The organism is Nocardioides salarius, assembly GCF_016907435.1.
GTDB classification, from domain to species: Bacteria; Actinomycetota; Actinomycetes; order Propionibacteriales; family Nocardioidaceae; genus Nocardioides; species Nocardioides salarius.
In genome coordinates, this window is record NZ_JAFBBZ010000001.1 from 1162071 (window position 1) to 1187886 (window position 25816).

27 protein-coding genes are annotated in these 25816 nt (G+C 73.9%); 16 read left to right on the forward strand and 11 right to left on the reverse strand.

The window, feature by feature from the left end; genetic code table 11:
* Window positions 1-86 precede the first annotated feature (86 nt).
* Window positions 87-1226: a DNA glycosylase AlkZ-like family protein gene (locus tag JOE61_RS05670; RefSeq protein WP_193669039.1), complete on the reverse strand. Its 1140-nt coding sequence runs from the start codon at window positions 1224-1226 to the stop codon at window positions 87-89.
* A gap of 54 nt (window positions 1227-1280) precedes the next feature.
* On the opposite strand from JOE61_RS05670, the gene JOE61_RS05675 reads away from it, so the two are divergent.
* Window positions 1281-1988: an acyltransferase gene (locus JOE61_RS05675; protein ID WP_307822831.1), complete on the forward strand. Its 708-nt coding sequence runs from the start codon at window positions 1281-1283 to the stop codon at window positions 1986-1988.
* A 9-nt stretch (window positions 1989-1997) separates the two neighbouring features.
* On the opposite strand, the gene JOE61_RS22415 is transcribed toward JOE61_RS05675, so the two are convergent.
* The gene (locus JOE61_RS22415; RefSeq protein ID WP_204797154.1) at window positions 1998-2882 is read right to left on the reverse strand and encodes a WS/DGAT domain-containing protein; all 885 of its coding nucleotides are present in this window, start codon (window positions 2880-2882) and stop codon (window positions 1998-2000) included.
* Window positions 2833-3378 (reverse strand): wax ester/triacylglycerol synthase domain-containing protein, encoded by a 546-nt coding sequence (locus tag JOE61_RS05685; RefSeq protein WP_204797155.1) that lies wholly within the window; start codon window positions 3376-3378, stop codon window positions 2833-2835. The genes JOE61_RS22415 and JOE61_RS05685 overlap by 50 nt, the downstream gene beginning before the upstream one ends.
* Window positions 3379-3615: 237 nt before the next feature.
* Here JOE61_RS05685 and JOE61_RS05690 point away from each other — a divergent pair, with 237 nt between their 5' ends.
* Window positions 3616-6606 (forward strand): response regulator, encoded by a 2991-nt coding sequence (locus JOE61_RS05690; protein ID WP_193669038.1) that lies wholly within the window; start codon window positions 3616-3618, stop codon window positions 6604-6606.
* Between the two features lie 12 nt (window positions 6607-6618).
* Here JOE61_RS05690 and JOE61_RS05695 read toward each other — a convergent pair whose 3' ends face one another.
* A complete protein-coding gene (locus JOE61_RS05695; protein ID WP_193669037.1) occupies window positions 6619-7392 on the reverse strand; it encodes an SDR family oxidoreductase in 774 nt (257 codons plus the stop codon).
* A gap of 77 nt (window positions 7393-7469) precedes the next feature.
* Between JOE61_RS05695 and JOE61_RS05700 the strand changes: the two genes are divergently transcribed.
* On the forward strand, window positions 7470-7898 hold the full coding sequence (locus tag JOE61_RS05700; RefSeq protein WP_193669036.1) for a hypothetical protein: 429 nt from the start codon (window positions 7470-7472) through the stop codon (window positions 7896-7898).
* Window positions 7899-7988: 90 nt separating this feature from the next.
* Here JOE61_RS05700 and ychF read toward each other — a convergent pair whose 3' ends face one another.
* From ychF to JOE61_RS05715, 3 genes are all read right to left on the reverse strand, one after another.
* Window positions 7989-9065, reverse strand: coding sequence for a redox-regulated ATPase YchF (ychF, locus tag JOE61_RS05705; RefSeq protein ID WP_193669035.1), 1077 nt, complete (start codon window positions 9063-9065; stop codon window positions 7989-7991).
* A gap of 34 nt (window positions 9066-9099) precedes the next feature.
* Complete coding sequence (locus tag JOE61_RS05710; RefSeq protein ID WP_204797156.1) at window positions 9100-9591, reverse strand: pyridoxamine 5'-phosphate oxidase family protein; 492 nt, start codon at window positions 9589-9591, stop codon at window positions 9100-9102.
* Between the two features lie 76 nt (window positions 9592-9667).
* Complete coding sequence (locus JOE61_RS05715) at window positions 9668-10102, reverse strand: acyl-CoA thioesterase (RefSeq protein WP_193669034.1); 435 nt, start codon at window positions 10100-10102, stop codon at window positions 9668-9670.
* A 135-nt stretch (window positions 10103-10237) separates the two neighbouring features.
* On the opposite strand from JOE61_RS05715, the gene JOE61_RS05720 reads away from it, so the two are divergent.
* From JOE61_RS05720 to JOE61_RS05730, 3 genes are read left to right on the forward strand one after another with little or no spacing between them, the layout of a single operon-like run.
* Window positions 10238-11983, forward strand: coding sequence for a PHA/PHB synthase family protein (locus JOE61_RS05720; protein WP_193669033.1), 1746 nt, complete (start codon window positions 10238-10240; stop codon window positions 11981-11983).
* Window positions 11984-11990: 7 nt separating this feature from the next.
* Window positions 11991-12848, forward strand: a complete 858-nt coding sequence (phaZ, locus tag JOE61_RS05725) for a poly(3-hydroxyalkanoate) depolymerase (protein ID WP_204797157.1) — start codon at window positions 11991-11993, stop codon at window positions 12846-12848.
* A 43-nt stretch (window positions 12849-12891) separates the two neighbouring features.
* On the forward strand, window positions 12892-14094 hold the full coding sequence (locus JOE61_RS05730; RefSeq protein ID WP_193669031.1) for an acyl-CoA dehydrogenase family protein: 1203 nt from the start codon (window positions 12892-12894) through the stop codon (window positions 14092-14094).
* Between the two features lie 12 nt (window positions 14095-14106).
* Here JOE61_RS05730 and JOE61_RS05735 read toward each other — a convergent pair whose 3' ends face one another.
* Window positions 14107-15294, reverse strand: coding sequence for a DUF8462 domain-containing protein (locus tag JOE61_RS05735; RefSeq protein ID WP_193669030.1), 1188 nt, complete (start codon window positions 15292-15294; stop codon window positions 14107-14109).
* Window positions 15295-15382: 88 nt separating this feature from the next.
* Between JOE61_RS05735 and JOE61_RS05740 the strand changes: the two genes are divergently transcribed.
* Genes JOE61_RS05740 through JOE61_RS05750 form a run of 3 tightly spaced genes read left to right on the forward strand, consistent with a single transcriptional unit; the run spans window position 15383 to window position 17854 of the window.
* Window positions 15383-16162 (forward strand): exodeoxyribonuclease III, encoded by a 780-nt coding sequence (locus JOE61_RS05740; RefSeq protein WP_193669029.1) that lies wholly within the window; start codon window positions 15383-15385, stop codon window positions 16160-16162.
* Between the two features lie 32 nt (window positions 16163-16194).
* On the forward strand, window positions 16195-17301 hold the full coding sequence (locus tag JOE61_RS05745) for a DNA recombination protein RmuC (protein ID WP_193669028.1): 1107 nt from the start codon (window positions 16195-16197) through the stop codon (window positions 17299-17301).
* A 40-nt stretch (window positions 17302-17341) separates the two neighbouring features.
* Window positions 17342-17854, forward strand: a complete 513-nt coding sequence (locus JOE61_RS05750) for a DUF6542 domain-containing protein (protein ID WP_193669027.1) — start codon at window positions 17342-17344, stop codon at window positions 17852-17854.
* Here JOE61_RS05750 and JOE61_RS05755 read toward each other — a convergent pair.
* Together JOE61_RS05755 and JOE61_RS05760 are read right to left on the reverse strand one after the other, a co-directional pair.
* Window positions 17775-18395, reverse strand: a complete 621-nt coding sequence (locus tag JOE61_RS05755; RefSeq protein ID WP_193669026.1) for an L-threonylcarbamoyladenylate synthase — start codon at window positions 18393-18395, stop codon at window positions 17775-17777. The genes JOE61_RS05750 and JOE61_RS05755 overlap by 80 nt on opposite strands.
* 14 nt (window positions 18396-18409) lie before the next feature.
* A complete protein-coding gene (locus JOE61_RS05760; RefSeq protein ID WP_193669165.1) occupies window positions 18410-19408 on the reverse strand; it encodes a 4-hydroxy-3-methylbut-2-enyl diphosphate reductase in 999 nt (332 codons plus the stop codon).
* Window positions 19409-19490: 82 nt separating this feature from the next.
* On the opposite strand from JOE61_RS05760, the gene xseA reads away from it, so the two are divergent.
* Together xseA and JOE61_RS05770 are read left to right on the forward strand one after the other, a co-directional pair.
* Window positions 19491-20762 (forward strand): exodeoxyribonuclease VII large subunit, encoded by a 1272-nt coding sequence (gene xseA, locus JOE61_RS05765; RefSeq protein WP_193669025.1) that lies wholly within the window; start codon window positions 19491-19493, stop codon window positions 20760-20762.
* On the forward strand, window positions 20755-20985 hold the full coding sequence (locus JOE61_RS05770) for an exodeoxyribonuclease VII small subunit (protein ID WP_193669024.1): 231 nt from the start codon (window positions 20755-20757) through the stop codon (window positions 20983-20985). The genes xseA and JOE61_RS05770 overlap by 8 nt, the downstream gene beginning before the upstream one ends.
* Before the next feature lie 79 nt (window positions 20986-21064).
* On the opposite strand, the gene JOE61_RS05775 is transcribed toward JOE61_RS05770, so the two are convergent.
* Complete coding sequence (locus tag JOE61_RS05775; RefSeq protein WP_193669023.1) at window positions 21065-21679, reverse strand: DUF4245 family protein; 615 nt, start codon at window positions 21677-21679, stop codon at window positions 21065-21067.
* 119 nt (window positions 21680-21798) lie between these two features.
* On the opposite strand from JOE61_RS05775, the gene JOE61_RS05780 reads away from it, so the two are divergent.
* Genes JOE61_RS05780 through glpX form a run of 5 tightly spaced genes read left to right on the forward strand, consistent with a single transcriptional unit; the run spans window position 21799 to window position 25808 of the window.
* Entirely contained in the window at window positions 21799-22188 is a 390-nt protein-coding gene (locus JOE61_RS05780) for a TOBE domain-containing protein (RefSeq protein ID WP_193669022.1), read from the forward strand.
* Complete coding sequence (gene modA / locus JOE61_RS05785; RefSeq protein ID WP_193669021.1) at window positions 22185-22961, forward strand: molybdate ABC transporter substrate-binding protein; 777 nt, start codon at window positions 22185-22187, stop codon at window positions 22959-22961. Before JOE61_RS05780 ends, modA begins: the two co-directional genes overlap by 4 nt.
* A complete protein-coding gene (locus JOE61_RS05790; protein ID WP_193669020.1) occupies window positions 22958-23785 on the forward strand; it encodes an ABC transporter permease in 828 nt (275 codons plus the stop codon). Before modA ends, JOE61_RS05790 begins: the two co-directional genes overlap by 4 nt.
* Complete coding sequence (locus tag JOE61_RS05795) at window positions 23782-24795, forward strand: ABC transporter ATP-binding protein (protein ID WP_193669019.1); 1014 nt, start codon at window positions 23782-23784, stop codon at window positions 24793-24795. Before JOE61_RS05790 ends, JOE61_RS05795 begins: the two co-directional genes overlap by 4 nt.
* Window positions 24792-25808 carry a class II fructose-bisphosphatase gene (glpX, locus tag JOE61_RS05800; RefSeq protein WP_193669018.1) on the forward strand — a complete coding sequence of 339 codons (1017 nt, stop codon included), beginning with the start codon at window positions 24792-24794 and terminating at the stop codon, window positions 25806-25808. Before JOE61_RS05795 ends, glpX begins: the two co-directional genes overlap by 4 nt.
* Window positions 25809-25816 lie beyond the last annotated feature (8 nt).

A 25816-nucleotide genomic window follows, 5' to 3' on the forward strand; every position in this document is an offset into this window, starting at 1 on the left:
CCGGCCCCGTCCGGGGCCCGACCTGTCCTGCATACCCGCTCCGGGCTCGATCCACGCAAGCGAACGGGTGACGACGCTCCGGCGCCTCACCCCGGCAGCACCGGCTCGAGCCCCAGCCACCCCGCCAGGTCCTCGATCTCGGAGCGCACCGCGGCCCGGGTCTCGGCGCCGAACGGCTCGTCCTCGTGCACCGCGTGCACCACCAGCGCCCCGGCGCGCCGGTCGGCGGTGGCGTCGACCTTGCCGAGCAGCCGGTCGCCGACCAGCACCGGCAGCGCGTAGTAGCCCCAGCGCCGCTGGGCCTGGGGCTTGTACATCTCCAGCTGGTAGTCGAAGGCGAACAGCTCGACCATCCGCTTGCGGTCGAAGACCAGCCGGTCGAGCGGCGAGAGCAGCGCCACCCGGGGCTCGAACGGCTCCTCGAGCGCCGCCAGCTGGGCGGGATCGACCCGCCACCGCCCGCGCACCCCCTCGACCACGGCCGGCTCCCCCACCTCGCCGACGTGGTCGGGGTCGGGGCCCGGCACCTTCGCCGACCTGGCGCGGGCCACGCCCAGCGCGGCCAGGCGGCGTACGCCGCGCTCGTGCAGGGCCACCTCGACCGGCGGCAGCGGGTCGTCGGTGTAGACGCGCTCGGCGAGGTCCCACAGCCGGGTGCGGCCCTCGCGCCCGGCCACCGCGACCTCGCCGCGGGTCGCGAGCACCTGCAGCAGCTTGTCGACGTTCTTGCCGTTGCTCCAGCCCGAGGAGCCCCACGGCCGCACGCAGGTGTCGGGCAGCGCGGTCGCCGGCAGCGGTCCGTCGGCGCGCAGCCGCTCGAGCACGTCGGCGCGGCAGCCGCCGTTGTCGAGCGCCCACTCCCAGGCGGCGTGCTCGTAGGGGTCGTGCAGCGCCGGGTCGGGCCAGACCGCCATCTCGGCGCGGTGCAGCGCGACGTCGTCGTGGTGGAGCAGGCGCATCGAGATCTCCACGAGACGCTGCTCCTCGCAGCGCGCGGGCAGCTCGTCGCGGTCGAGGCCCCCGCCCAGCCGGCTCCACAGCACCAGCTCGGCGCTCGGGGCGACCCGCGCGGTCAGGTCGACCTGCACCATCGTCAGCGCCCGCACCACCTCCAGCACGTCGAGCCCTCGTCGCCGCGCCGGCGCGTCGAGCAGCTGGGCCCGCACCGCGACCCGGCGCGCCTGCTCGGCGCTGAGCCGGTGCGGTGACGAGGAGTCGGTGGCCATGCCCGGCAGCGTAGGCCGCCCCGGGGACGGTGCGCAGCCACTACAGTCACGGCCGTGACCCCCCTCAGCGGCCTGCTCCACCGTGGCCTGCACCGTGGCCTGCACCGTGGCCTGCACGCCGCCTGGCGCTACCTCGACGGTCTCGGCGAGATCGTGCCCGGCACCACCTCGGCCGCGGCCTTCGGCTCCCTGGGGCGCGGCAGCAGCATCGGCTTCGCCCCCGCCACGATCCTCAACCCCGCCTCGATCCACATCGGCGAGGACACCCTGATCGGGCGCCAGGTGACCCTTTCGGTCGGGTACGGCGTCGGCGACCCCACCGCACCGCCGCGCGGCCTGGTGATCGGCGACCGGTGCGCCATCGGGGCGCGCAGCTCCTTCACCGCCCACGAGTCGATCGAGATCGGCGACGGGGTCTTCTGCGGGCAGGGCGTCTTCGTCACCGACACCAGCCACGGCTACCAGGACCCGACGATGCCGGTGGGCAAGCAGTTCGGCGCCCACGACCCGGTCGTGATCGGTGCGGGGTCGTGGCTGGGCCACGGCGCGATGGTGATGCCCGGCGCGCGCGTCGGGCGCAACGTCGTGGTCGCGGCCGGCTCGGTGGTGCGCGGTGTGGTCGAGGACCACGCGGTCGTCGCCGGCAACCCCGCGCGCGTCGTACGCCGCCTCGAGCCCGACGTCGGCTGGGTCGGCTCGCGCGGCGACGTGCGGCCGGTGGTGCCGCAGGCCGAGATGCTGGCGCGCCTCGCAGAGGGCTGAGGGCGGGCCTCAGCGGCTCCCGGTGCGCGCCAGCTCGTCGAGCTCGGCGTGGAAGGCGTCGAGGATCGTCTCCGGGTCGGGCACCACGCGGGTGTCGACCTTGAAGCCCACGCGCACGGTGCCGGCGTAGGTGAAGATGCAGGTGCCGACGGTCTGCTCGCCCGAGCCGGGCACCCAGCCCAGCAGGCTCCCGATGCGGGTGCCGGCCAGGTAGCGCGCCTCGCGCGGGCCCGGCACGTTGGTGGTCACGCCGCCGGCCTTCCCGGCGAAGAACGTCACCAGCGCCCGGCTCAGCCGCGACCCCAGGCGCCCGATCCCCTGGATCAGCGCGAAGGTGATCACCGGCTCCGGGGAGCGCTTGATGACGTCCATGCGCCGCTTGGTCTCCGCCAGCCGGTCGGCGGCGTCGAGGCGCCCCGAGGGCAGCATCAGCAGCACCAGGGCGAACCGGTTGCCGAGCTCGCGGGGCAGCGGCAGGTGCATCGGGCGCAGGTTGACCGGGATCATCGTCGGGATGTCGACCGAGCGGCCGTCGTGGTCGAGCTGGTAGTGCTCCAGCGCCCCGGCGAGCGCCGCGACCAGCACGTCGTTGACGGTGGCGCCGGTCGCGCGGGCGACCTGCTTGACGACCTCGAGGTCGATCGGCTCCGACCAGACGGCGGCCTTGTGGGCCCCCGCCGCGCCCGACAGGGCGGTGTCGGGGTTGGAGGTCAGCAGCAGCTTGCGCAGCGCCGCGACCCCGCTGACACCGATCCGCAGCCCCTCCAGCAGCCCGCGGCGCACCCGCTCGGGGCGCAGCATCTTGGGGACCTCCGGCGCTGCGCGACGCGCGGCCTGCACCACGTCAGCCAGCGCGTGGTGCGGCTGCGGCGGGGCGTGCGTGCGTGCCGTCACGGTCGGCCTCGGGCGTCTCGTCGGTCAGCGAGAGCAGCACCTGGGTCAGCGCGATCCCGTCGGCCAGCGCGTGGTGCAGCCGCACGTAGACCGCCGAGCCCTCACGCAGTCCCTGGACCAGGTGGATGTCCCACAACGGCCGGTCCCGCGGCAGCGGCGTACCGAGGAAGCCGCTGACGTAGGCCTGCAGCGCCGCGTCGTCGCCGGGGGCGTCGAGGTGCACCTCGTGCACGTGCTGGTCGAGGTCGAGGTCGGGTACGTCGCGCCAGCGGGCCCGTCGCGCGCCGAACCGGCCGCGGCCGGGCACCGGCCGGCGCGAGAAGACCGGGTAGACGTCGAGCAGGCGGCTGCGCACCACGTGGTCGAAGCGGGCGCGGTCGAGCGGCCCGTCGAGGAACATCAGCGCCTCGATGACCATCAGGTTCTGCGGCCGGTCCATGCCCAGCCAGATCGCGTCGACCGGGTCGACCCGGTGCTCCCTGGGCCGCCGCGTCATGTCGCAGTCCTGTCGTCGAGCATCGTCAGGCCCCTCCCAAGGCTGCGTGGCACGTCACCGGCGAACCTACGCCGACAGTGGTCGTCGTCGTTCATCGCGGGCGCGAGCGTCGCGCCCCCTGCCCGGGCCGCCACCTCTCCGGCCAAAAACTCCGGGGAAGATGGGTGCCCCCGGCCTCACCTGGGGTATCAAGGGAGCCCACGCAGCACCACCCCCCCCACCTGTCACGGAGCACCGATGCCGCATTCCTCCACCAGCGACGCTGCGCCGCGCGGCGCGCCCGCGGCAACGCCACGAGGGCGCGGTCTGCACCGCCCACCGCGAGCCGAGGCGCTGGTCGCCGCCGCCGTCGTCCTCCTCCTGGTGGTGCACCTCTTCTCGCCGGTCGGTCGCCTCGGGGACGCCACCTACCTCCTGGGGGTCAGCCTGCCCGCGGTGCTGGCGTGGTGGGCCGCGAGACGGCTCGAGCCGCAGCGCAGGCTCCTCGGCCGACTGGTGGCGGGCGGCGTGACCGCCTCCGCCCTGGGCGACCTGCTGTGGCTGCTGATCTCGTGGAACGGCGGCGCCCCGGACGCGTCGGTGGCCGACGTCGCGTACGCGGCCGGCTACCTGCTGCTGGGTGCCGCCCTGGTGCTCGTGAGCGTCGTGCCGCGCGACTCCAGGACCCGGCCCGACAGCATCATCGACGCGCTGACGGTCGTGACCGTCAGCCTGCTGGTGCTGTGGAGCCTGTCCATCGAGACGATCGTCGGCGACGAGTCCGTGTCGCCCGCGGTGCGCGCCGTCTGGTCGGCCTACCCGGTGGCCGACGCGATCCTGCTGGCGCTGGTCCTCCGGGTCCTCGTCAGCCCGCACGGGCGGTCCCGGGTGGGGGTCGTGTTCGCGCTGGGCGTCGGCTGCTGGCTCCTCTCCGACCTCGGCTACCTGCTCCTCGCCTCCAGCGACAGCGTCACGCCCCTCCTCGACGCCGGGTGGATCCTCGGTTCGCTCCTGCTGGCCCTGTCGCTGCGCTGGTGGCGCCCCGGGAGGGCGCGCGTCGCCGAGGCCGGCGACCTCACCGGCGCGCGGGCCAGCGCCAAGCTCGTCCTCGCCGTCCTGCCGCTGACCGTGCCCCTGCTCGTCGACCTGCACGAGCACCGCCAGCACGACGGTGGGAGCACGGCACCGATCTACGTCGCCATGGCCGTCCTCATCGCCCTGGCCTGGGCGCGGGCCGCTCGGCTCCTGCAGTCGGAGCGGGCCGCCAGGACCGCTGCCGCCCGCGAGCAGCGGCGCTACGCGAGGCTGAGCGCCAACAGCTCCGACGCGGTGGTCGTGCTGGACGCCGAGGGTCGCCTGCGCGACGACGCACCCGACCTCGCCCGGTTGCTGCCGGGCCCGGCCGGCGCTCGGGCGGGTGCGCACTGGCGCGACCTGGTGGGCACGCGCGGCCCACACCCCCTGGGCCCGGCCTTCGACGCCGCACTGGCCACGCCCGGCATCGCGGTGCACGCGGAGGTCGAGGTGGCCGGGCACGACGGGCACTGGCTGGGGGTCCGCCTGGTCAATCTCCTCCACGACGCGGACGTCGCGGGCGTGGTGGCCGCGTTCTCCGACATCTCCCCCGCCAAGCGCGCCGAGGCCGAGGTGGAGAGGGCGCGCGACGCCGCGCTCGAGGGATCGCGCGCCAAGTCGGCCTTCCTGGCGACCATGAGCCACGAGATCCGCACCCCCATGAACGGGGTCATCGGGCTGACGAGCCTGCTGCGCGACACCGAGCTCGACGCTCGTCAGCGCACCTACGTCGACGGGGTCCACGCGGCCGGCGACGCACTGCTGGCCGTCATCAACGACATCCTCGACTTCTCGAAGGTCGAGGCCGGCCACCTGGACCTCGAGGAGATCGACTTCGACCTCGTCCAGGTCCTGGAGGAGGTCGCGAGCGTGGTGTGGGACCGAGCCCGCGAGGGGGGCCTCGAGCTGCTGGCCTACTGCTCCCCCCAGCTGCCGCCGCACCTGCACGGCGACCCGGCCCGGCTGCGGCAGGTGCTGCTCAACCTCGCGGCCAACGCCGTCAAGTTCACCCACGAGGGAGAGGTGGTGGTCTCGGCCCACCTCGAGTCCCGCACCGACGACCGTGTGCTGGTGCGGCTCGAGGTCAGCGACACCGGCGTCGGCATCGACGACGACGCGCTGCCCCGGGTCTTCGAGCCCTTCTCCCAGGCCGACTCCTCCACGACCCGCCGCTACGGGGGCACCGGGCTGGGCCTGGCCATCGCCGACCGGCTGGTGCGCGCCATGGGCGGCACCATGGGGGTCACCAGCACCGCGGGCGTCGGCAGCACGTTCTGGTGCAGCGTGCCCCTGACCCTGGCTCACGCACCGGTCCCCCGACCGCCCGACCCCGGTCTGGCCGGCACCTCCGTGCTCGTCGTGGACGACAACGCCACGAACCGGCTGGTGCTCTGCGAGCAGGTCGAGGCGTGGGGCATGCGGTCACTGGCGGTGACCAACGGTCACGAGGCGCTGGCCGCGCTGCGGGACGCGAAGGCGCAGGGCCGGCCCTACCCCTTGGCGGTCCTCGACATGTGCATGCCCGAGATGGACGGCCTCGAGCTGGCGGCCACGATCTCCCAGGACCCCCAGCTGGCCGGGGTGCGGATGGTGCTGCTCACCTCCGGCCCTGACATCTCTGCCGAGCAGGCCCTCCGGGCCGGCATCGTGGCGCGCCTGACCAAGCCGGTGCGGCTGCACGACCTGCGGGCGGCGCTCAGCGAGGCCCTGGCCGATCCGGCCGACGCACCGTCTGCTCGCGGCGGCGCCAGACCGCGTCCCGCCCACCGAGGGCACCTCCTCGTCGTCGAGGACGACGAGACCAACCAGATGGTCGCCACCGGGATCACCCGCCGTCTCGGCTTCACCATCGACATCGCCGGCAACGGGCGCGAAGCCCTCGACGCGCTGGCCCGACGGCGCTACGACGCGGTGCTGATGGACTGTCAGATGCCGGTCCTCGACGGCTACGACGCGACTCGCGAGCTGCGCGCCCGCGAGGGCGACGGGCCCCGCACCCCCGTCATCGCCATGACCGCCAGCGCGGTCATGGGCGACCGGGAGCGGTGCCTGGCCGCAGGCATGGACGACTACCTGTCCAAGCCCTTCGACCCCAGCGGCCTCGACGCCGTGCTCACGCGCTGGGTGCCCGGCACCGGCAGCCGGCCCGACGACCAGGCCTCTGCCCACCCCTGACCGGGCGCCGGCTCAGGGCTGGTTGATGCGACGGTTCACCGCGCGCAGCAACCAGCTCGGCGTCACGCCGGCCGAGGCCAGCATCAACCGGGCCTGGCGGCCGACCGCGCGGTGGGCGCTCGGGCGCCGGCCGGGCTTGACCGCGGCCAGCACCTCGTCGGCGACGTCGTCGGCGGTGAGCTTGATGCCCAGCGAGCGGGTCGAGGCGGTGTCGACGCCCTGCGTCATCGCGGTCTGCACGAACAGCGGCCACAGCGCGCGCACCGTGATGTCGTCGGCGGCCCACTCGAGGTCGAGCGCCTCGGTCAGCCCGCGCACCGCGAACTTGGTGGCCGAGTAGGTCGCCAGCTCGGGCTGGCCGTAGATCGCCGAGGCCGAGGCCAGGTTGACCACGTGCGCGCCCGGTGTCGCGGCCAGGTAGGGGTGGGCGGTGTGGCAGCCGTTGACCACGCCGGTCACGTTGATCTCGACCTCGCGCTGCTGGGCCTCGAGCGGGATGTCGGCGAAGCGGCCGGCCTCGAGGACACCGGCGTTGTTGACCAGGACGTCGAGGGTGCCGCCGGTGTGCGCGGTCAGCGTCGCCAGCGCGGCGCGCCACTGGTCGGCGTCGCGCACGTCGAGCCGACCGGTCACCACGCTGTCGCCCAGCTCTGCGGCGAGCGAGGCGAGGCCCGGCTCGTCGACGTCGTACGCCCCGGCCAGCCAGCCCTCGGCAGCGAAGCGGCGGGCGACGGCGCGGCCGATGCCGGCCGCAGCACCGGTGACCAGGACGGATCGACGTGTCATGTGCGCCAGTATGGCGAGCCGGCCCCGGGTCGGCCGATCCCGCCCACCGTCATGCCGTGTTCTGGGAGAGTCGTGACATGAGCGAGCAGGACGCGGACGGGTCGATCCCGCTCGAGGGCGAGAACGGCGGCGCAGGCTGGTTCGCCTACGCCCCGCTGGGAGCCCAGCCCCCTGACGACGAGGACCCGGTGATCCGCACCGTGCAGCTGCGCGAGCACGGGCACGCGGGCCCGTTCTGGGACGACGAGGGACACCTCAGCGACGACTTCGACGAGCTGCACCGCTGGATCGGCATCTCGCGTGAGCTCTTCGACGACGCGATGGCGTGGAACGACGAGCTCGCGTCACTACGCAGCGAGCCGGCCGACGACTGGAAGCGCCGTCACGCGGCCAAGCGTCAGGAGCTCCTCCGTCGTCTCGGTGAGGAGGTCCGGCCTGACATCGTGGTCGACTCGTCCGACCCCGGTCGCGGGGCTGGCGCGCGGTGGGCGAGGTCCAGACGTTGAGCGGAACGAGAACCGGGTACGTCGACTACCTTCGATCACCGTTGACAACAGCCGGGGAAGGGCATCTGAGCTGGGCGAATGCCGCCGACGCTAGACGTTGAAGCGGAACTCCACCACGTCGCCGTCGGCCATGACGTAGTCCTTGCCCTCCATGCGCACCTTGCCGGCCTCCTTGGCCTTCTGCATGGTGCCGTGCTCCATCAGGTCGTCGAAGGAGACGATCTCGGCCTTGATGAAGCCCTTCTGGAAGTCGGTGTGGATGACACCGGCGGCCTCGGGGGCGGTGGCGCCCTTCCTGATCGTCCAGGCCCGCGTCTCCTTGGGGCCAGCTGTCAGGTAGGTCTGCAGGCCCAGGGTGTCGAAGCCGACGCGGGCCAGCACGTCGAGGCCGGGCTCGGTCACGCCCATCTCGGAGAGCATCTCGCGGGCCTCGTCCTCGTCACCGAGCTCGACGAGCTCGGACTCGAACTTGGCGTCGAGGAAGATCGCCTCGGAGGGGGCGACCAGGTCGCGCATCTGCTGCTTGAGGTCGTCGGCGGCGAGCTCGTCGGCGTCGCAGTTGAAGACGTAGATGAAGGGCTTGGCCGTCAGCAGCGACAGCTCGCGCAGCAGCGCGGTGTCGAGGTCGGTGTCGATGACGGGGGTGCCGGCCTCGAGGTGGGCCAGCGCCTCCTTGGCCGCCGCGACGACGGGGGCGAGGTCCTTGTTGCCCTTCGCCTCCTTCTCCAGGCGCGGGACAGCCTTCTCGACGGTCTGCAGGTCGGCCAGGATCAGCTCGGTCTGGATCGTCGAGATGTCGCTCTTCGGGTTCACCTCGCCGTCGACGTGGGTGACGTCCTCGTCGCGGAAGACCCGGGTGACCTGGCAGATCGCGGCCGACTCGCGGATGTGGGAGAGGAACTTGTTGCCCAGCCCCTCGCCCTCCGAGGCGCCGCGCACGATGCCGGCGATGTCGACGAACTCCACGGTCGCCGGCAGCTGCTTGGCCGAGCCGAAGACCTCGGCCAGCCGCGGCAGCCGGTCGTCGGGCACCCCGACCACGCCGACGTTCGGCTCGATCGTGGCGAACGGGTAGTTCGCGGCGAGGACGTCGTTCTTGGTCAGGGCGTTGAAGAGCGTCGACTTGCCCGCGTTGGGGAGACCGACGATGCCGATGGTGAGAGCCACGTGGGCTGACTCTAGGCGGGCCGGGGACCCACGGTCACATCTCCACCGTCTCGTTGTCGCCGCGGACCCGGTCGCCGGTGACCTTGGCCTTGACCAGGTTGGTCAGCTGGACGACCTTCGAGCCGCCGGGCGCGTCCCAGTACTCCGCCGACTCGGCGTCGACCTCGATCAGGATGTTCTCGGGGTTGTCGGGCCCGCCCTGCAGCCACGAGTCGGTGAACGCGCTCCACAGCTCCTCGAGCCGAGCCTCGTCGTCGACCACCGAGGCGGTGCCGGCGATCGAGACCCACGAGCCGCGCTCGCTGTAGGAGACGTTGACCCGCGGGTCGGCCTGCAGGGCCTGCACCTTGTCGGAGTGCAGCTCGGCGATGAAGTAGAGCGAGCCGTCGACGTCGGTGTCCTGGGTGGCCATCGGCTTGCTGAGCAGCTTGCCCGAGGGGTCGACGTAGGTGAGCATCGCGATCTTGGCGTCGTTGACCAGGTCGAGCACGCGCTGCTCGTCGGCGGTCAGCTGGTCGTTCGTCACGGGGTCCTCCGGGGTGCTCGGGTGCGCGGGGGGGGGGTTGCGCCGTCGAACGTACGTCGACCCCCGCGCCCGGAGGTCACCCCTGCAGCGCCCGGAACCGCTCGGCCAGCTCCTCGCCCAGCGCCCGCGACCCACGGGTCTCGTCGTCCATCTGCACGATGACGGTGGTGGCGCGCGCGACCGGCCGCCCGGCCTGGAAGAGCCCCTGCTGCATGGTCACCGAGGAGCGGCCCACCTTCTCGACACGGGTGCCGATGTCGATGGTGCCCGGCCAGGTGATCTCGCCGACCAGGTCCAGCTCGATGCGCACGATCACCCACGAGGCGCCCTCGTCGTTCATCGAGGCCCCGCCGGCCGGGTGCAGGAGCTCGACGCGCCCGGTCTCGAGCAGCGTCGAGAAGACCGCGTTGTTGACGTGACCCTGGCGGTCGGTGTCGCCGTAGCGCAGCTTGTCGTGGCTGCGGGCGGGGAAGTCCTCGAGGACGGGGTGCGCGGTGGTCTGCTCGGTCACGGCGCCCAGTCTGCCTGCGCGGGCGGCGGCGTACGCCGGGGGTGGTGCCGGTCATGTGGTGGTGTGGGTCACACTCGACACCTGCCCCCGCACCGGCCCGGAGCGGGGAGCCGGAACCACCTCGGGAGGAAGCCCATGACAGCGACCCGCTCCGAGCCCGCACGCCGGGCCGACGAACGCATCAGCGACGCAGGGGCCCGCGACGAGCCGGGCGGCTCCGAGCTCAGCACGCCGCTCGACCTGCTGCTCTCGGAGGCCGGACGCGGCCCGCTGCGCCGCTTCCTGCCCGGCATGTCGGGGGTGCGCCTCGCCGCCGGCCTCGCGCGGCGACCTGGGGCCGTCGTCGGCCGCGCCGCCGGCCTGGGTGCCGAGCTGGCCCGCGTCCAGGTCGGGCGCTCCGAGGTGGCCCCGCACCCCAAGGACCGCCGCTTCGCCGACGAGGCGTGGGCCAAGAACCCCTTCCTCAAGCGCACGCTGCAGAGCTACCTGGCGACCGGGCAGGCGCTGCGCGGGCTGGTCGCCGACGCGGGCCTCGGCTACGGCGACGAGCAGCGGATGGGCTTCATCGTCGACAACCTCGTGGAGGCCCTCTCCCCCACCAACAGCCCCGCGCTGAACCCCAGGGTCCTCAAGCGCACCATCGACACCGGCGGCGGCAACCTGCTGGCCGGCGGGCGCCGCTTCGTCAAGGACTACGCGACCGCGCCCCGAGTGCCCTCGATGGTCGAGCCCGACGCCTTCGCGGTCGGCGAGGACATCGCGGTCACCCCCGGCTCGGTGGTCCTGCGCACCGAGGTCTTCGAGCTCATCCAGTACACCCCGCAGACCACCAAGGTCCGCAGCGTGCCGCTGCTGATCGTGCCGCCGACGATCAACAAGTACTACGTCATCGACCTGGCCGAGCAGCGCAGCCTCGTCGAGCACCTGGTGCAGGCCGGCCAGCAGGTCTACTGCGTCTCCTGGCGCAACCCCGACGCCCGGCACGCCGACTGGGGCCTCGACACCTACGGCCAGGCGATCATCGAGGCGATGACCGCCGCCCAGGACATCGCCCGCCAGGAGCAGGTCGCGCTGCTGGGCATCTGCTCGGGCGGGATGATCGCCTCGATGGTGATGGCCCACCTGGCCGCCACCGGCGACCTCGACCGGGTCGCCGCCTTCAGCCTGGCCGTCACGGTGCTCGACCAGCACCAGGCCGGGCTGCCCAGCGCGCTGCTCTCCCACAAGGGCGCGGCCGCCTCGACGCGGGCCTCGCGCGAGAAGGGCTACCTCGACGGGCGGGCGCTGGCCGAGATCTTCGCCTGGCTGCGGCCCAACGACCTGATCTGGAACTACTGGGTCAACAACTACCTGATGGGCCACGCCCCCAAGGCCTTCGACATCCTCTACTGGAACGCCGACCCGGTGCGGATGACCGCGGCGATGCACCGCGACTTCATGGACCTCGCCGTGCGCAACGCACTCACCCAGCCCGGCGAGTCCACGATGCTCGGCTCGCCCGTCGACCTGGGCACCGTCGACGTCGACTCCTACGTCGTGGCCGGCATCGCCGACCACCTGTGCCAGTGGGAGTCCTGCTACCGCACCACCCAGATGTTGGGAGGGCAGTCGCGCTTCGTGCTCTCCACCAGCGGCCACATCGCCGCGATGGTCAACCCGCCCGGCAACGAGAAGGCCAGCTTCCAGACCGCCGAGACCAACCCGGCCGACCCCGCCGAGTGGCTCGCCGGGGCCACCAAGGTCCGGGGCAGCTGGTGGGAGGACTACGTCGAGTGGCTGGCCGCGCGCACGGGCCCGGAGCGCAACCGGCCCCGGCGCACGGGCTCGGCCGCCTACGAGCCGGTCTGCGAGGCGCCGGGCACCTATGTCCACGACCGCTGAGCCGCCCGTGAGCACCCCCCAGTCCGCACCCGAGTCCGCACCCGACAGGGTGCGCACCATCTCGGTCCGCGGCATCACCGCCAGGATCTCGGTGCGACCCGGCGTCGGGCCGTTCGTCAACGAGCCGCCGCTGCTGCTGTGCAACGGCATCGGTGTCTCCTTCGAGGTGCTGCAGCCCCTGGTCGACGCGCTCGACCCGCGCCGCGGCGTGGTGCGCTTCGACGTGCCCGGCGTGGGCGGCAGCGCACCGCCGCCGACGCCGTACCCGATCGCGGCGCTCGCCTCGTGGGTCGCCCGGCTGATGGCCGACCTGGGCCACCAGCGCTTCGACGTGCTCGGGCTGTCGTGGGGCGGCGGGCTGGCCCAGCAGCTGGCGGTGCAGTCGTGGCGGCGCGTACGCCGCGTGGTGCTGGTCGCGACCGGCACCGGCGTGTTGATGGTGCCGGCCCACCCCTCGGTGCTGCTGAAGATGTCGACGCCGCGGCGCCACCGCGACCCGGCGTACGCCGCCAGCATCGCCGCGGAGATCTACGGCGGCACGATGCGCACCGACCCCGAGAAGGGCGCGCGGCTGCTGCACTCGGTGACCCGCTCCGGTCCCCGGCGCGGCTACTACTACCAGCTCGGCGCGATGGCGGGCTGGTCGAGCCTGCCGTTCCTGCGGCTGCTGCGCCAGCCGACGCTGGTGATGGGCGGCGACGACGACCCGATCATCCCGGCCGCCAACCCGCGGCTGCAGGCCCGGCTGATCCCCCGCGCCCGGCTGCACCTCTACGAGGGCGGCCACCTCGACATCGTCACCGAGGCCGAGACCCTGGTGCCGGTCGTCGAGGAGTTCCTGCTCGCGCCCGACCACGACCTGTGACCCCCGTGACCCCTGATCCGCACCCTGTCGAAAGGCCCTGTCGATGAGCCACGAGCCCGAGGTCGCCGACCTCGACGACTCCCCCTTCTCCGACTTCCTCGGCTTCGAGCTGCTGCTCGAGGAGCAGGACCGCGAGCTGCTCAGCCGGGTCCGAGCCTTCATGACCCGCGAGGTCGAGCCGGTCATCAACGAGCACTGGACCCGCGGCGAGTTCCCGCACCAGCTGGTGCCCCAGATCGCCGAGCTCGGCATCGCCGGGCTGGCCTACGACGGCCCCGGCTGCCCGGGCCGCGGCGCGCTGGTCGACGGCATGGTCGCGATGGAGCTCAGCCGCACCGATCCCTCGATCGGCACCTTCATGGGCGTGCACGGCGGGCTGGCGATGGGCTCGATCCAGCTGTGCGGCTCGGAGGAGCAGCGCGAGCGGTGGCTGCCGGCGATGGCGCGGATGGAGCTGATCGGCGCCTTCGCGCTCACCGAGCCCGACGTCGGATCGGCGATCTCGATGGGGCTGGCCACCACGGCCCGCCGCGACGGCGACGGCTGGGTGCTCAACGGCGAGAAGAAGTGGATCGGCAACGCCTCCTTCGCCGACCTGGTCGTGGTCTGGGCCCGTGACGAGGACGACGGCGAGGTGAAGGGCTTCGTGGTCGAGAAGGGCACCGAGGGCATGGAGTTCGACGTCCAGCAGGACAAGATCGCCCTGCGCGTGGTGCAGAACGCCGAGATCCACCTGCGCGACGTGCACGTGCCCGAGACCAACCGGCTGCAGGGCGCCGACAGCTTCGCCAGCACCTCCGAGGTGCTGCGGGTGACCCGGATGGGGGTGGCCTGGCAGGCCGTTGGCTGCGCGCGCGGCGCCTACGAGCACGCGGTGCGCTACACCAAGGCCCGCGAGCAGTTCGGCCGCTCGATCGCCTCCTTCCAGCTGGTGCAGGACCTGCTGGTCAAGATGCTCTCCAACGTCACCGCCGGCACCGCCATGAACGTGCGCGCCTCGCAGCTGCAGGACGCCGGGCTGCTGCGCGACGAGCACGCGTCGCTGTGCAAGGTGCACAGCACCGTGCGGATGCGCGAGACCGTCGGCTGGGCGCGCGAGGTGCTGGGCGGCAACGGCATCCTGCTCGAGCACCACGTCGGCCGCTTCGTCGCCGACGCCGAGGCCATCTACTCCTACGAGGGCACCCGCGAGATCAACACCCTGATCGTGGGCCGCGCCATCACCGGCGAGAGCGCCTTCGTCTAGGCGGGTGGCCGCTCAGGCCTCCTCGCCAGACTCGCCCCGCACGAAGGCCGCGAAGCCGGGCACGGTGAAGCGCAGCATCCCGCGCGCGGCCACCTCGACGAGCCCCTTGTCGAGCAGGCTGCGGCGCGCGACGCTGATCTCGTTGGTGCCCACGCCCATCCGCTGCGCCACGTCGCCGCGGCGTACGGCGTCGTCGCCCAGCGCCGCCATCGCGGTGAGGAGCCGACGCTCCCCCGGCGCGGCCTTGGCCCAGCGCGCGCGGAACATCGTCTCGAGCTCGCGCTCGACGTCGGCGTGGGCGCCCTCGAGGTGCTCGAGGCCCAGGCGGCCGCCGGCCCGGGGCCGGGCCCGGCGCCACAGCGCGTCGCCGTAGAGCTGCAGGAAGTAGGGGTAGCCCTGGGCGAGGGTGACGACCGCCTCGAGGAGGTCGGGGGCCCACCCGACGTCGTGCTGCGCGGCAGGCACCACGAGCGCCTCGGCCGCGTCGGCGTCGTCGAGCCGCTCGAGGGTGCGGAAGCCGAAGCGCTCGCTGAAGGTCACCGCGGCGGTGAGCACGTCGGGGGCGTTGGGCAGGCCGGCGGCGAAGAGCACCGCCGGCGGCTCGGGCACGGCGTTCTGCAGCTCCTGCCAGGCGTAGGCCAGGGTGCGCAGGTCGGCGCGCGGAGCCGCTTGGATCTCGTCGACGAGCAGGCACAGCCCGGCCGAGCCCCGGCGGCGCGCCTCGAGGGCCGCGGTCGTGACCAGCTCGCCGAAGGCCGCCGAGGTGGCGCGCTGGCCCGGCCCGGGCGCGCCGCCGGGGCTGACGTCGACCTCGACACCGGCCTTGGCGGGCCCCACCCCCAGCTCGACGCTGAGCCGCTCGAGCCGCTCGCGCCACGGGGTGCGCCGCGCGACGTCGACGCCGATCCGGTCGAGCTCGGTGGCCAGGGCGTGCACCAGCGAGGTCACCAGCGACTCGTCGGTGCGCGCCGTCACCCAGGCCGTCACCATGCCCACCCCCGCTGCCGACTCGCGCACGGTCTTGAGCAGCGAGGTCTTGCCGACCCCGCGGGAGCCGATGTCGACGCGGATCCGCCCCTGGAAGCGGGCGTAGGTGGCCACCACGGCCAGGTCGGCCTCGGCCGACTCGACCTGCTCGCGTCGCCCGGCGAGGACGCTGGGGGCGGCGCCGGGGGTGTAGGGACTGGGCGGGAGCGTCATGATGATTCCTTATGGACCGGTGGTTCCATCAGGAACCATAACCGGGCCCGGCGACGCTGTCGGCACCGCTGCGGCGTACGTTGTCAGCGTGCGCCTGGCCACCTGGAACGTCAACTCCCTCCGCTCCCGCATCGACCGTGTCGAGGCCTTCCTGGCCCGCCACGACGTCGACGTCCTGGCCCTGCAGGAGACCAAGGCCCGGCTCGACCAGCTGCCCCTGATGGGCCTGCAGTCGGCCGGCTACGAGGTCGCCGCCGCCGGGGTGGACCAGTGGAACGGCGTGGCCGTCATCAGCCGGGTCGGCCTCGCCGACGTCGAGGTCGGCTTCCCCGACATGCCCGGGTGGGGCGACCCGGTCGCCGCCGAGGCGCGCGCGATCGGCGCCACCTGCGGCGGGGTGCGGGTGTGGAGCCTCTACGTGCCCAACGGCCGCAAGGTCGACGACCCGCACTACGCCTACAAGCTCGACTGGCTGGCCCGCCTGCGCGCGGCCGCCCGCGACTGGGCCGCGACCCCCACCGCGCTGGTCGGCGACTGGAACATCGCGCCGCGCGACGAGGACGTCTTCGACATCGCCCAGTTCAGGACCAGCACCCACGTGACCCCGCCCGAGCGGGCGGCCTTCCAGGGCTTCCTCGACGACGGGTACGCCGACCTGGCCCGCCCCTACACCCCCGAGCCCGACAGCTACACCTACTGGGACTACTACCGCCAGCGCTTCGAGCGCAACCGCGGCATGCGCATCGACTTCGTGCTCGGCTCGCCCGCCCTGGCCGCGCGCACCACCGGTGCCTTCGTCGACCGCGACGAGCGCGCCGGCAAGGGCGCCTCCGACCACGCGCCGGTGGTCGTCGACCTGACCGACTGAGGACTGTCGGCGCCCGGGTCCATGCTGGGCCCATGGACGTCTCGACGGTCGCCTCCCTGACCACCACCCTCCTGCTCGGCCTGGCCGTCGGCGCCGTGCTCGGGCTGCTCTGGGCGCGGCTGCGGCACGCCGAGGCCGCGGCCGCGAAGCCGTACGACGACCGCGTGGGCGCCGCGCTCGACCAGCGCGCCGCCGACCAGGCGGTGGTGCGCGAGGGGCTGGAGCGGCTGCAGGACCAGCTGCGCGACCTCGAGCACAGCCGCGTCTCGTGGCAGGGCCAGCTGCACCAGCAGGTCGCCGACATGCGCCACACCACCGACCTGCTCGGCCGGGAGACCCGGGCCCTGAGCACCGCGCTGCGCAAGCCGCAGGTGCGCGGGCAGTGGGGCGAGCTGCACCTGCGCCGCGCCGTCGAGCTGGCCGGCCTGGTCGACCGCTGCGACTTCCGCGAGCAGGTGCGCCTCGACGACGGCGCGCTGCGCCCCGACCTGGTCGTGCAGCTGGTCGGCGAGCGCCAGGTGGTCGTCGACTCCAAGGTGCCGCTCGACGCCTACCTCGACGCCACCGCCGCCGACGACGAGGAGACCCAGCGCGCCCACCTGGCCCGCCACGCCCGGCAGGTGCGCACCCACGTCGAGCAGCTCGGCGCCAAGTCCTACTGGCGCTCGCTGGAGCAGACCCCCGAGTTCGTGGTGCTCTTCGTGCCGGCCGAGTCGTTCCTGGCCGCCGCTCTCGAGGCCGACCCGGGCCTGATCGAGCACGCCGCGACCCGCCAGGTGGTGCTGGCCTCGCCGACCACCCTGATCGCGCTGCTGCGCACCGTGGCCCAGGGCTGGCAGCACGAGGCGCTGGCCGAGCAGACCCGCGAGATCCACCGGCTGGGCCGCGACCTGCACGGACGCCTGGGCACCCTCGGCAGCCACGTCGATGCCGTCGGGCGCTCCCTCAACGCCGCGGTCGGGCACTACAACAGAGCGGTCGCCTCGCTGGAGTCGCGGGTGCTGGTCTCGGCGCGCCGCTTCACCGACCTGGCGGTCACCGACGAGGAGCTCGGCTCCCCGCGCACCGTCGAGCTGCGCGCGGTCGACCGGCGCGGCGCGCACGACGATCCCGACGAGCGCCCTAGCGTGGCGCTGTAGGCCCCCGGGCCGCCCACACCCGAGCGGAGGTGCGACAGCGATGAGCAGCCCTGGTCGCGCGCCCACGCTGTGGGAGGAGGGCACCACGCCCGGTCGTCAGGTGGTGGCGCTCGGGCTCGCGCTCACCCTGACCGCGGTGGCCCTCGACCTGCTGGTCTCCCCCGGCCTCGGCTGGGTCTTCGGCGTGGCGTTCGTGCTGGTCTGCGTCGGCTGCGCGCTGCTGGTGCGACCGCGCGACTTCTTCACCGTCGGCGTGCTGCCGCCGCCGCTGATGCTGGCCGCCCTGGTGCTGCTCGGCGCGGTCACCCCCGGGGCGATCGCCCGCGAGCAGGACGGCGCGGTGCAGGCGGTCTTCTCCGGGTTGGCCGACCACGCACTGGCGCTGGTGCTGGGCTACGCGCTGGCGCTGGCGGTGCTGGTGGTGCGCGACCGGTTCGCCCGCGCCCACGGGCGCGGCGCGGCCATCGCCTGGCCTACTCGAAGCGCGACGCGTCGCCCGAGCCGTGGCGCAGCACCTCGGGCTCCGGGCCCGACCAGTCCACGACCGTCGTAGGCTCCGAGGTCGTCTCGCCGGCCTCGATCACGATGTCGACCTGGTGCTCGAGCTCCTCCTTGATGTCCCAGCCCATCGTGCGGACCTCGCTCTCGCCGGGCAGGATCAGCGAGCTCGACAGCAGCGGCTCGCCGAGCTCCTCGAGCAGCGCCGTGACCACCACGTGGTCGGGGATCCGCACCCCCACGGTCTTCTTCTTGGGGTGCAGCAGCCGCCGCGGCACCTCCGGGGTGCCGGGCAGGATGAAGGTGTAGGGCCCCGGCGTCGCCGAGCGGATCGCGCGGAACGCCGAGTTGTCGACGTGCACCAGCTGGCCGAGCTGCGAGAAGTCGCGGCAGACCAGCGTGAAGTGGTGCTTGTCGTCGAGACCGCGGATCTTGAGGATGCGGTCGCGGCCGTCGCGGTTGCCGATCCGGCAGCCGAGCGCGTAGCCCGAGTCGGTCGGGTAGGCGATCAGCGCGTCGTCGCGCAGCGCCTCGACGACCTGCGAGACGAGTCGCGGCTGCGGGTCGACGGGGTGCAGGTCGACGTACCTGGCCATCTGCTGCGCCCGCCTCAGCCGCGGGCCGCGGCCTGGGCGGCCTTCATGTCGCGGCGCAGCTCCTTGGGCAGCGAGAAGATCAGCGACTCCTCGGCGCTGTGCACCGCCTTGGCGTCGGGGTAGCCGCGCTCGGCCAGGTAGTCCAGCACGCCCTCGACCAGCGCCTCGGGCACGCTCGCGCCCGAGGTGACGCTGACGGTGCGCACGCCCTCGAGCCAGACCTCGTCGATCTCGCTGGCGTCGTCGACGCGGTACGACGCCTTGGCGCCGGCCTCGAGCGCCACCTCGACCAGGCGCACGGAGTTGGAGGAGTTGCCCGAGCCGACCACGATCAGCAGGTCGCAGCCCTGGGCGATCTCCTTGACCGCCAGCTGGCGGTTCTGGGTGGCGTAGCAGATGTCGTCGCTCGGCGGGTCGAGCAGCTCGGGGAAGCGCTCGCGGATGGCGGCGACCGTCTCCAGGGTCTCGTCGACCGACAGCGTGGTCTGCGAGAGCCAGGCGACCCGGCTGGGGTCGCGCACCTCGATGCCCGCCACGTCGGCGGGGCTCTGCACGAGCTGGATGTGCTCGGGGGCCTCGCCGGCGGTGCCCTCGACCTCCTCGTGCCCCTCGTGGCCGATCAGCAGGATGTCGTAGTCGTCGGAGGCGAAGCGCTTGGCCTCGTGGTGGACCTTGGTGACCAGCGGGCAGGTCGCGTCGATCGTCTTCAGCTCGCGCTCGGCGGCCTGGCGGTGCACCTCGGGGCTCACGCCGTGGGCGGAGAAGACGACGGTGGCGCCCGCCGGCACCTCGGCGATCTCCTCCACGAAGATCGCGCCGCGCGCCTCCAGGTCGGCCACCACGTGCTTGTTGTGCACGATCTGCTTGCGCACGTAGACGGGGGCGCCGTAGAGGTCCAGGGCCTGCTCGACGGTGACGACCGCACGGTCGACGCCGGCGCAGTAGCCGCGTGGGGCCGCCAGCAGCACGGCCTTCTCGGCCTCGTCGGGGCTCAGGACGGGAGGCATGCCCATGCTCACGCCCGTGCTGGTCGCTGCGTCGGTGCTCATGTGCTCCATCGTAGGCGTGTCGGCGTGATGGCCTAACCTCGCGGCCATGGCCCTCGAGACCTCCGCCGCCGCACCCGCCCCGGTGCGCCAGATCGCCACGGCGATCGCGGGCTGGGTCGACCGGCTCGGCGCGGTCTGGGTGGAGGGTCAGCTGGCCCAGGTCAACCGCCGCCCGGGCATGGCCACGGTCTTCATGACCCTGCGCGACACCGTCGCCGACGTGTCGGTGCCGCTGACCGCGCCGCGCACCCTCGTCGACTCCCTCAACCCGCCGCTGGTCGAGGGCGCCAGCGTCGTGGTGCACGCCAAGCCGTCGTACTACGCCAACCGCGGCAGCATGTCGCTGCAGGTGCGCGAGATCCGCATGGTCGGGCTCGGCGAGCTGCTCGCCCAGCTCGAGCGGCGCCGCCAGCTGCTGGCCGCCGAGGGGCTCTTCGACCCGGCCCGCAAGCGGCGGCTGCCGTTCCTGCCCGGCCGGGTCGGGCTGGTCACCGCCCCCAACAGCGCCGCCGAGCGCGACGTGCTCGAGAACGCGCGCCGGCGCTGGCCGGCCGTCGAGTTCGAGGTGGTGCACGCCACCATGCAGGGCACCCGCTGCGCCGGCGAGGTGATGGCCGCCCTCGAGCGCCTCGACCGCCACGGCGACGTCGACGTCGTCGTGGTCGCCCGCGGCGGCGGCTCGGTCGAGGACCTGCTGCCGTTCTCCGACGAGGCGCTGGTGCGCACCGTGCACCGGATGAGCACCCCGGTGGTCTCCGCCATCGGCCACGAGCAGGACGCCCCGCTGCTCGACCTGGTCGCCGACGTGCGCGCCTCCACCCCCACCGACGCCGCCAAGCTGGTCGTGCCCGACGTCGCCGAGGAGCTCCAGGGCGTCGCCGGGGCCCGCGACCGGCTGCGCTCGCTGGTCGCCGCGCAGGTGGCCCGCGAGCAGGCCGGCCTCGACGCGCTGCGCTCGCGCCCCGCCCTCGCCGACCCCCGCTCGCTGGTCGACGGCCGCGCCGAGGAGCTGGTGGCCCTGCGCGAGCGCGCCCGCCGCTCGCTCTCCCACCGCCTCGACCGGGCCGCCGACGAGATCGACCACCAGCGCGCCCGGGCCCGGGCCCTGTCGCCGCTGGCGACGCTGCGCCGCGGCTACGCCGTGCTCCAGGGCCCCGACGGCCACGTCGTCACCTCGGTCGACGGCGTCGCCCCCGGCGCCGAGGTCAGCGTGCGGGTCGCCGACGGCCGCGTGCACGCCACCACCACCCGGCTCGAGCCGCTGCTCGAGCACCCCGCCTCCACCTCCCCCACCGCAGAGGACGAGCCCGATGGCTGAGCCCACCACCGACCCCGCCGGCACGACCGACCCCGAGGCACCGTCGTACGAAGCGGCGCGCGAGGAGCTCGTCGACGTCGTACGACGCCTCGAGGCCGGCGGCACCACGCTCGAGGAGTCGCTGGCGCTCTGGGAGCGCGGCGAGCAGCTCGCCGGCGCCTGCCAGCGCTGGCTCGACGGCGCCCGCGCCCGCCTCGACGAGGTCCTCGACGCCGACGACTGACCCGCGCACACTCCCCGCCGCAGGTCCGGGCCGGGTCAGCGCGACATTCAGGACGGGTCAGCGCGGGATTTGGGACGGGTCAGCGCAGGGGGGCGGTGGTGAGGGAGGCCAGGAGGTCCTGGAGCACCTCGGGGTCGGCGGAGCCGTAGACCATCACCGTGCGGGTCACGTCCTCGCCGACCCCGTCGGCGGCGGTCGCGTCGTCGCCGGCGACCGGGGCGAGGTCGATCTCGGCGACGTACGCCGTGTCGCCGCCGTCGTCGGTGAAGGTGCGCCACTCGGTGGTCACCTCCGCCGCCTCGAGGACCAGCGGGTCGCCCTCGACCGCCGCCTGGTCGACGAAGGACGTGACGAGCTCGTCGACCTCGGCACCGGTGTCGATGACGCCGGCGAAGTCCTCGTCGTCGGTGAGCAGCGCCAGCGAGAAGGTGGGCGGGAGGCCGGGCTCGTAGTCGAGGTTGTTGACGACCCAGCCCTCGGGCAGCTGCTCGGGGTAGACGAGCTCGCCGCCCTCGCCCTGCACGGCCCGGACCACCTCGACGTAGTCGGTGTCGGGCGGGGTGTACTCGGTCTCGGTGCGGAAGAGACCGCGGAAGACCACGAAGCCGATGACCGCCACGAAGAGGATCAGCATCGCGCCGATCAACCCACTGGTCGATCGGGTGTAGCGGCCCGGACGGCCCGTCTCGCTCATGGCCCGATTGTCCCGTGCCACCCCAGCCCGCGCCGCTCCGGGGCACCGCCGACCCAGGCAGCGCACGCAGATGCGGGCAGACGAACCCGATACACCCGCAGGTGCGGCATACTCGCAGCGTGAGCACCTACCGGATCGCGGAAGCAGCCGACCTGCTCGGGGTCAGCGACGACACCGTGCGCCGCTGGGTCGAGGCCGGCCGGGTGCGCGCCGAGCACGGCGAGGGCCGCACCACCATCGCCGGCCCCGACCTCGCGGCCCTGGCCGAGTCGCTGGCCGACGCCCCCGACGCCGCACGCGCCTCGGCGGTCAGCGCCCGCAACCGGCTGGTCGGCATCGTCACCCGGGTCCGCAAGGACACCGTGATGGCCCAGGTCGACATGGTCTGCGGGCCCTACCGGATGGTCTCGCTGATGTCGGCCGAGGCCGCCGACGACCTCGCCCTGGCCCCCGGCTCCCGGGTCGTGGCGTCGGTGAAGTCCACCAACGTCGTCGTGGAGCTCCCGTGAGGGCCCGCGCCGCCGCCGCGACCGCCCTGCTGGCCGCCCTCGCGGCCACGGCCTGCAGCCCCGGCGGCAGCGACCGGGACGACACAGCCGACACGAGCGAACCGGGGCCCGAGCAGCGCCTGACCGTGCTGGCCGCCGCCTCGCTCACCGAGACCTTCACCGAGCTGGCCCGCGAGCTCGAGGCCGAGCAGCCCGGCGTCGAGGTCACGCTGGCCTTCGACTCGTCCGCGACCCTGGCCCAGCAGGCCCTGGAGGGGGCGCCCGCCGACCTGCTGGCCACCGCCGACACCCGCACCATCGAGTCGGCCGCCGACGCGCTCGCCGCGGCCCCCGAGGTCTTCGCGACCAACACGCTGGTGCTGGTCGTGCCGGCCGGCAACCCGGCCGGCATCGAGTCGCTCGACGACCTCGCCGGCGCCACCTTCGTCACCTGCGTCGAGACCGCCCCCTGCGGCGCCTCCTGGGCCGCCCTCGCCGACGAGCAGGACGTCGAGGCCGAGCCGGCCAGCCTCGAGGTCGACGTCAAGGCGGTGCTGGCCCGCGTGGTCGCCGACGAGGTCGACGCCGGCGTCGTCTACGCCACCGACGCGGTCGCGGCCGGCGGCGCGGTGGAGACCCTCGACCTGCCGGGCGCCGAGCAGCAGGTGACGTCGTACGCGCTGGGACTGCTCGCGCAGAGCAGCCAGCCGGGCCTCGCCCAGGACTTCGCCGACCTGGTGCTCGGCGAGACCGGGCAGCGCGTGCTCACCGATGCCGGGTTCGGCCCCCCGTGACGCTCACCGCCCCGGCGCCGCGCGCCGGCGAGACCGCCCACCACCTCGGCCGCCCGCCCCTGGTGCTGATCGCCCCCGCGGTGCTGGCCGCGGTGCTGCTGGTGCTGCCGCTGGTGACGCTGGTGCTCGACACGCCCTGGGGATCGTTCTGGTCCGAGCTGCGCTCCGAGCCCGTACGCCGGGCGCTCGGCCTCTCCGCGCTCACCTCGCTGCTCACGGTGCTGGTCTGCGTGGTGCTGGGCACCCCGCTGGCCTGGCTGCTGGCGCGGGTGGAGTTCCGGGGCCGGGGCCTGCTGCGCGCCGCGGTGGCGGTGCCGCTGGTGCTGCCGCCGGTGGTGGCCGGCGTCGCGCTGGTCACCGCCCTGGGCCGCAACGGCCTGGTCGGCTCGCTGCTGCGCGAGACCACCGGCCTGACCGTGCCGTTCACCACCACCGCGGTCGTGGTGGCCCACGTCTTCGTCTCGATGCCGTTCTACGTGCTCAGCGTCGAGGGCGCGCTGCGCACCGCCGGCGAGCGCTACGACGTCGTCGCCGCCACCCTCGGCGCCACCCGCTGGACCACCTTCCGGCGGGTCACCCTGCCGCTGGCGCTGCCCGGGCTGGTCGCGGGCGCGGTGCTGGCGTGGGCGCGCAGCCTGGGCGAGTTCGGCGCGACGATCACCTTCGCCGGCAACTTCCCGGGCACCACCCAGACGATGCCGTCGCTGATCTACACGACCCTGCAGGCCGACCCCGCCGCCGCGCGCACCCTGAGCATGATCCTGCTGGTGGTCTCGGTCGGCGTGCTCGCCGGCCTGCGGCACCGCTGGCTGAGGCCCCTGTGACCGGCCAGCAGACCGGCCCGCACACGGGCCTGCACGCCGACGTCACCGTCGAGGGCCGGCTGCACGCGAGCCTGCACGCCGGGCCGGGCCGGGTCGTGGCCGTCATCGGTCCCAACGGCGCCGGCAAGTCGACCCTGCTGGGAGCCCTGGCCGGCACCGTGCGCGCCACCGGCCGCGTCGAGGTCGCCGGCCGAGACTGGAGCGACCTCCCGGTGCGCGAGCGCCGCCTCGGCGTGGTCTTCCAGGACCGCTCGCTGCTCCCCCACCTGCGCGCCCGCGACGACGTCGCCTTCGGGCTGCGGGCCCGCGGCGTGCCGCGCCGCGAGGCCGACCGGCGTGCCCTGGGCTGGCTCGAGCGGCTCGGCGTCGGCGAGCTGGCCGACCGGCGCCCCGCCCAGCTCTCCGGGGGCCAGGCCCAACGGGTCGCGATCGCCCGCGCCCTGGCCGGCGAGCCCGACCTGCTGCTGCTCGACGAGCCCTTCGCCGGTCTCGACGTCGGGGTCGCCACCGGGCTGCGCATCGAGCTGGCCCGCCACCTCGCGGCGTACGCCGGCATCGCGCTGCTGGTCACCCACGACGCCCTCGACGCGCTCACCCTGGCCGACGAGGTGCTGGTCCTCGACGAGGGCCGGGTCGTGCAGACCGGCACGCCCCGCGAGGTCGCGGCCCGCCCCCGCAGCGAGCACGTGGCCCGGCTGGTCGGGCTCAACGTGGTCCGCGAGGGCGACGAGCTGCGCTCCTTCGCCCCGAGCGCCGTCGCCGTCTCCCCCCGCGCGCGCAGCGGGCACGACGCGCCGGCCACCTCGGCCCGGCACCGCTGGGCGGGCCGGGTGGCGGCGGTCGCCCCGCACGGCGACGCCGTGCGCCTGCTGGTCAGCACCGAGGAGGGCCCCGAGCTGATCGCCGACGTCACCCCGGCCTCCGCCGTGGAGCTGGGGCTCGAGCCCGGCGCCGAGGTGTGGTTGAGCGTCAAGGCGACGGCCGTGCAGACCGATAGCATGCGCCCATGACCTCGATCTCACCGCTCGACAGCCCCTCCTCGACCCCCGACCGCAACCTCGCGCTCGAGCTGGTGCGGGTGACCGAGGCGGCCGCGATGGCAGCCGGGCGCTGGGTGGGCCGCGGCGACAAGAACGGCGCCGACGGCGTGGCCGTCAACGCCATGCGGGTGCTGATCTCGACCATCGGGATGAACGGCACCGTGGTGATCGGCGAGGGCGAGAAGGACAACGCCCCGATGCTCTACAACGGCGAGCAGGTCGGCGACGGCACCGGCCCCGAGTGCGACGTCGCGGTCGACCCGATCGACGGCACCACCCTGACCGCCAAGGGCATGACCAACGCCGTCTCGGTGCTCGCGGTCTCGCCGCGCGGCTCGATGTACGACCCGTCCGCGGTCTTCTACATGGAGAAGCTGGTCACCGGGCCCGAGGCCGCCGACGTCGTCGACATCGAGGCCCCCGTGGCCGACAACATCGCCGCGGTCGCCAAGGCCAAGGGCAAGCGCGCCGAGGACGTCACCGTCGTGCTCCTCGACCGGCCCCGCCACGAGAACCTCGTGGCCCAGATCCGCGCCACCGGCGCGATGATCAAGTTCATCAGCGACGGCGACGTGGCCGGCGCGATCATGGCCGCGCGCCCCGAGACCGGCATCGACCTGCTGCTGGGCATCGGCGGCACCCCCGAGGGCATCATCACCGCCTGCGCCATGAAGTGCATGGGCGGCACCATCCAGGGCAAGCTCTGGCCCCAGGGCGCCGACGAGACCCGCAAGGCCATCGACGCGGGCCTCGACCTGGGCCAGGTGCTGACCACCGACGACCTGGTCACCGGCGACGACTGCTTCTTCGTGGCCACCGGCATCACCGACGGCGAGCTGCTGCGCGGCGTGCGCTACAGCGCCGGCGGGGTCACCACGCACTCGCTGGTGATGCGCTCGCGCTCGGGCACGATCCGCCAGATCCACTCCGAGCACCAGCTGCACAAGCTGCGCGCCTACTCCGCGGTCGACTTCGACCGCTGAGACCCGGG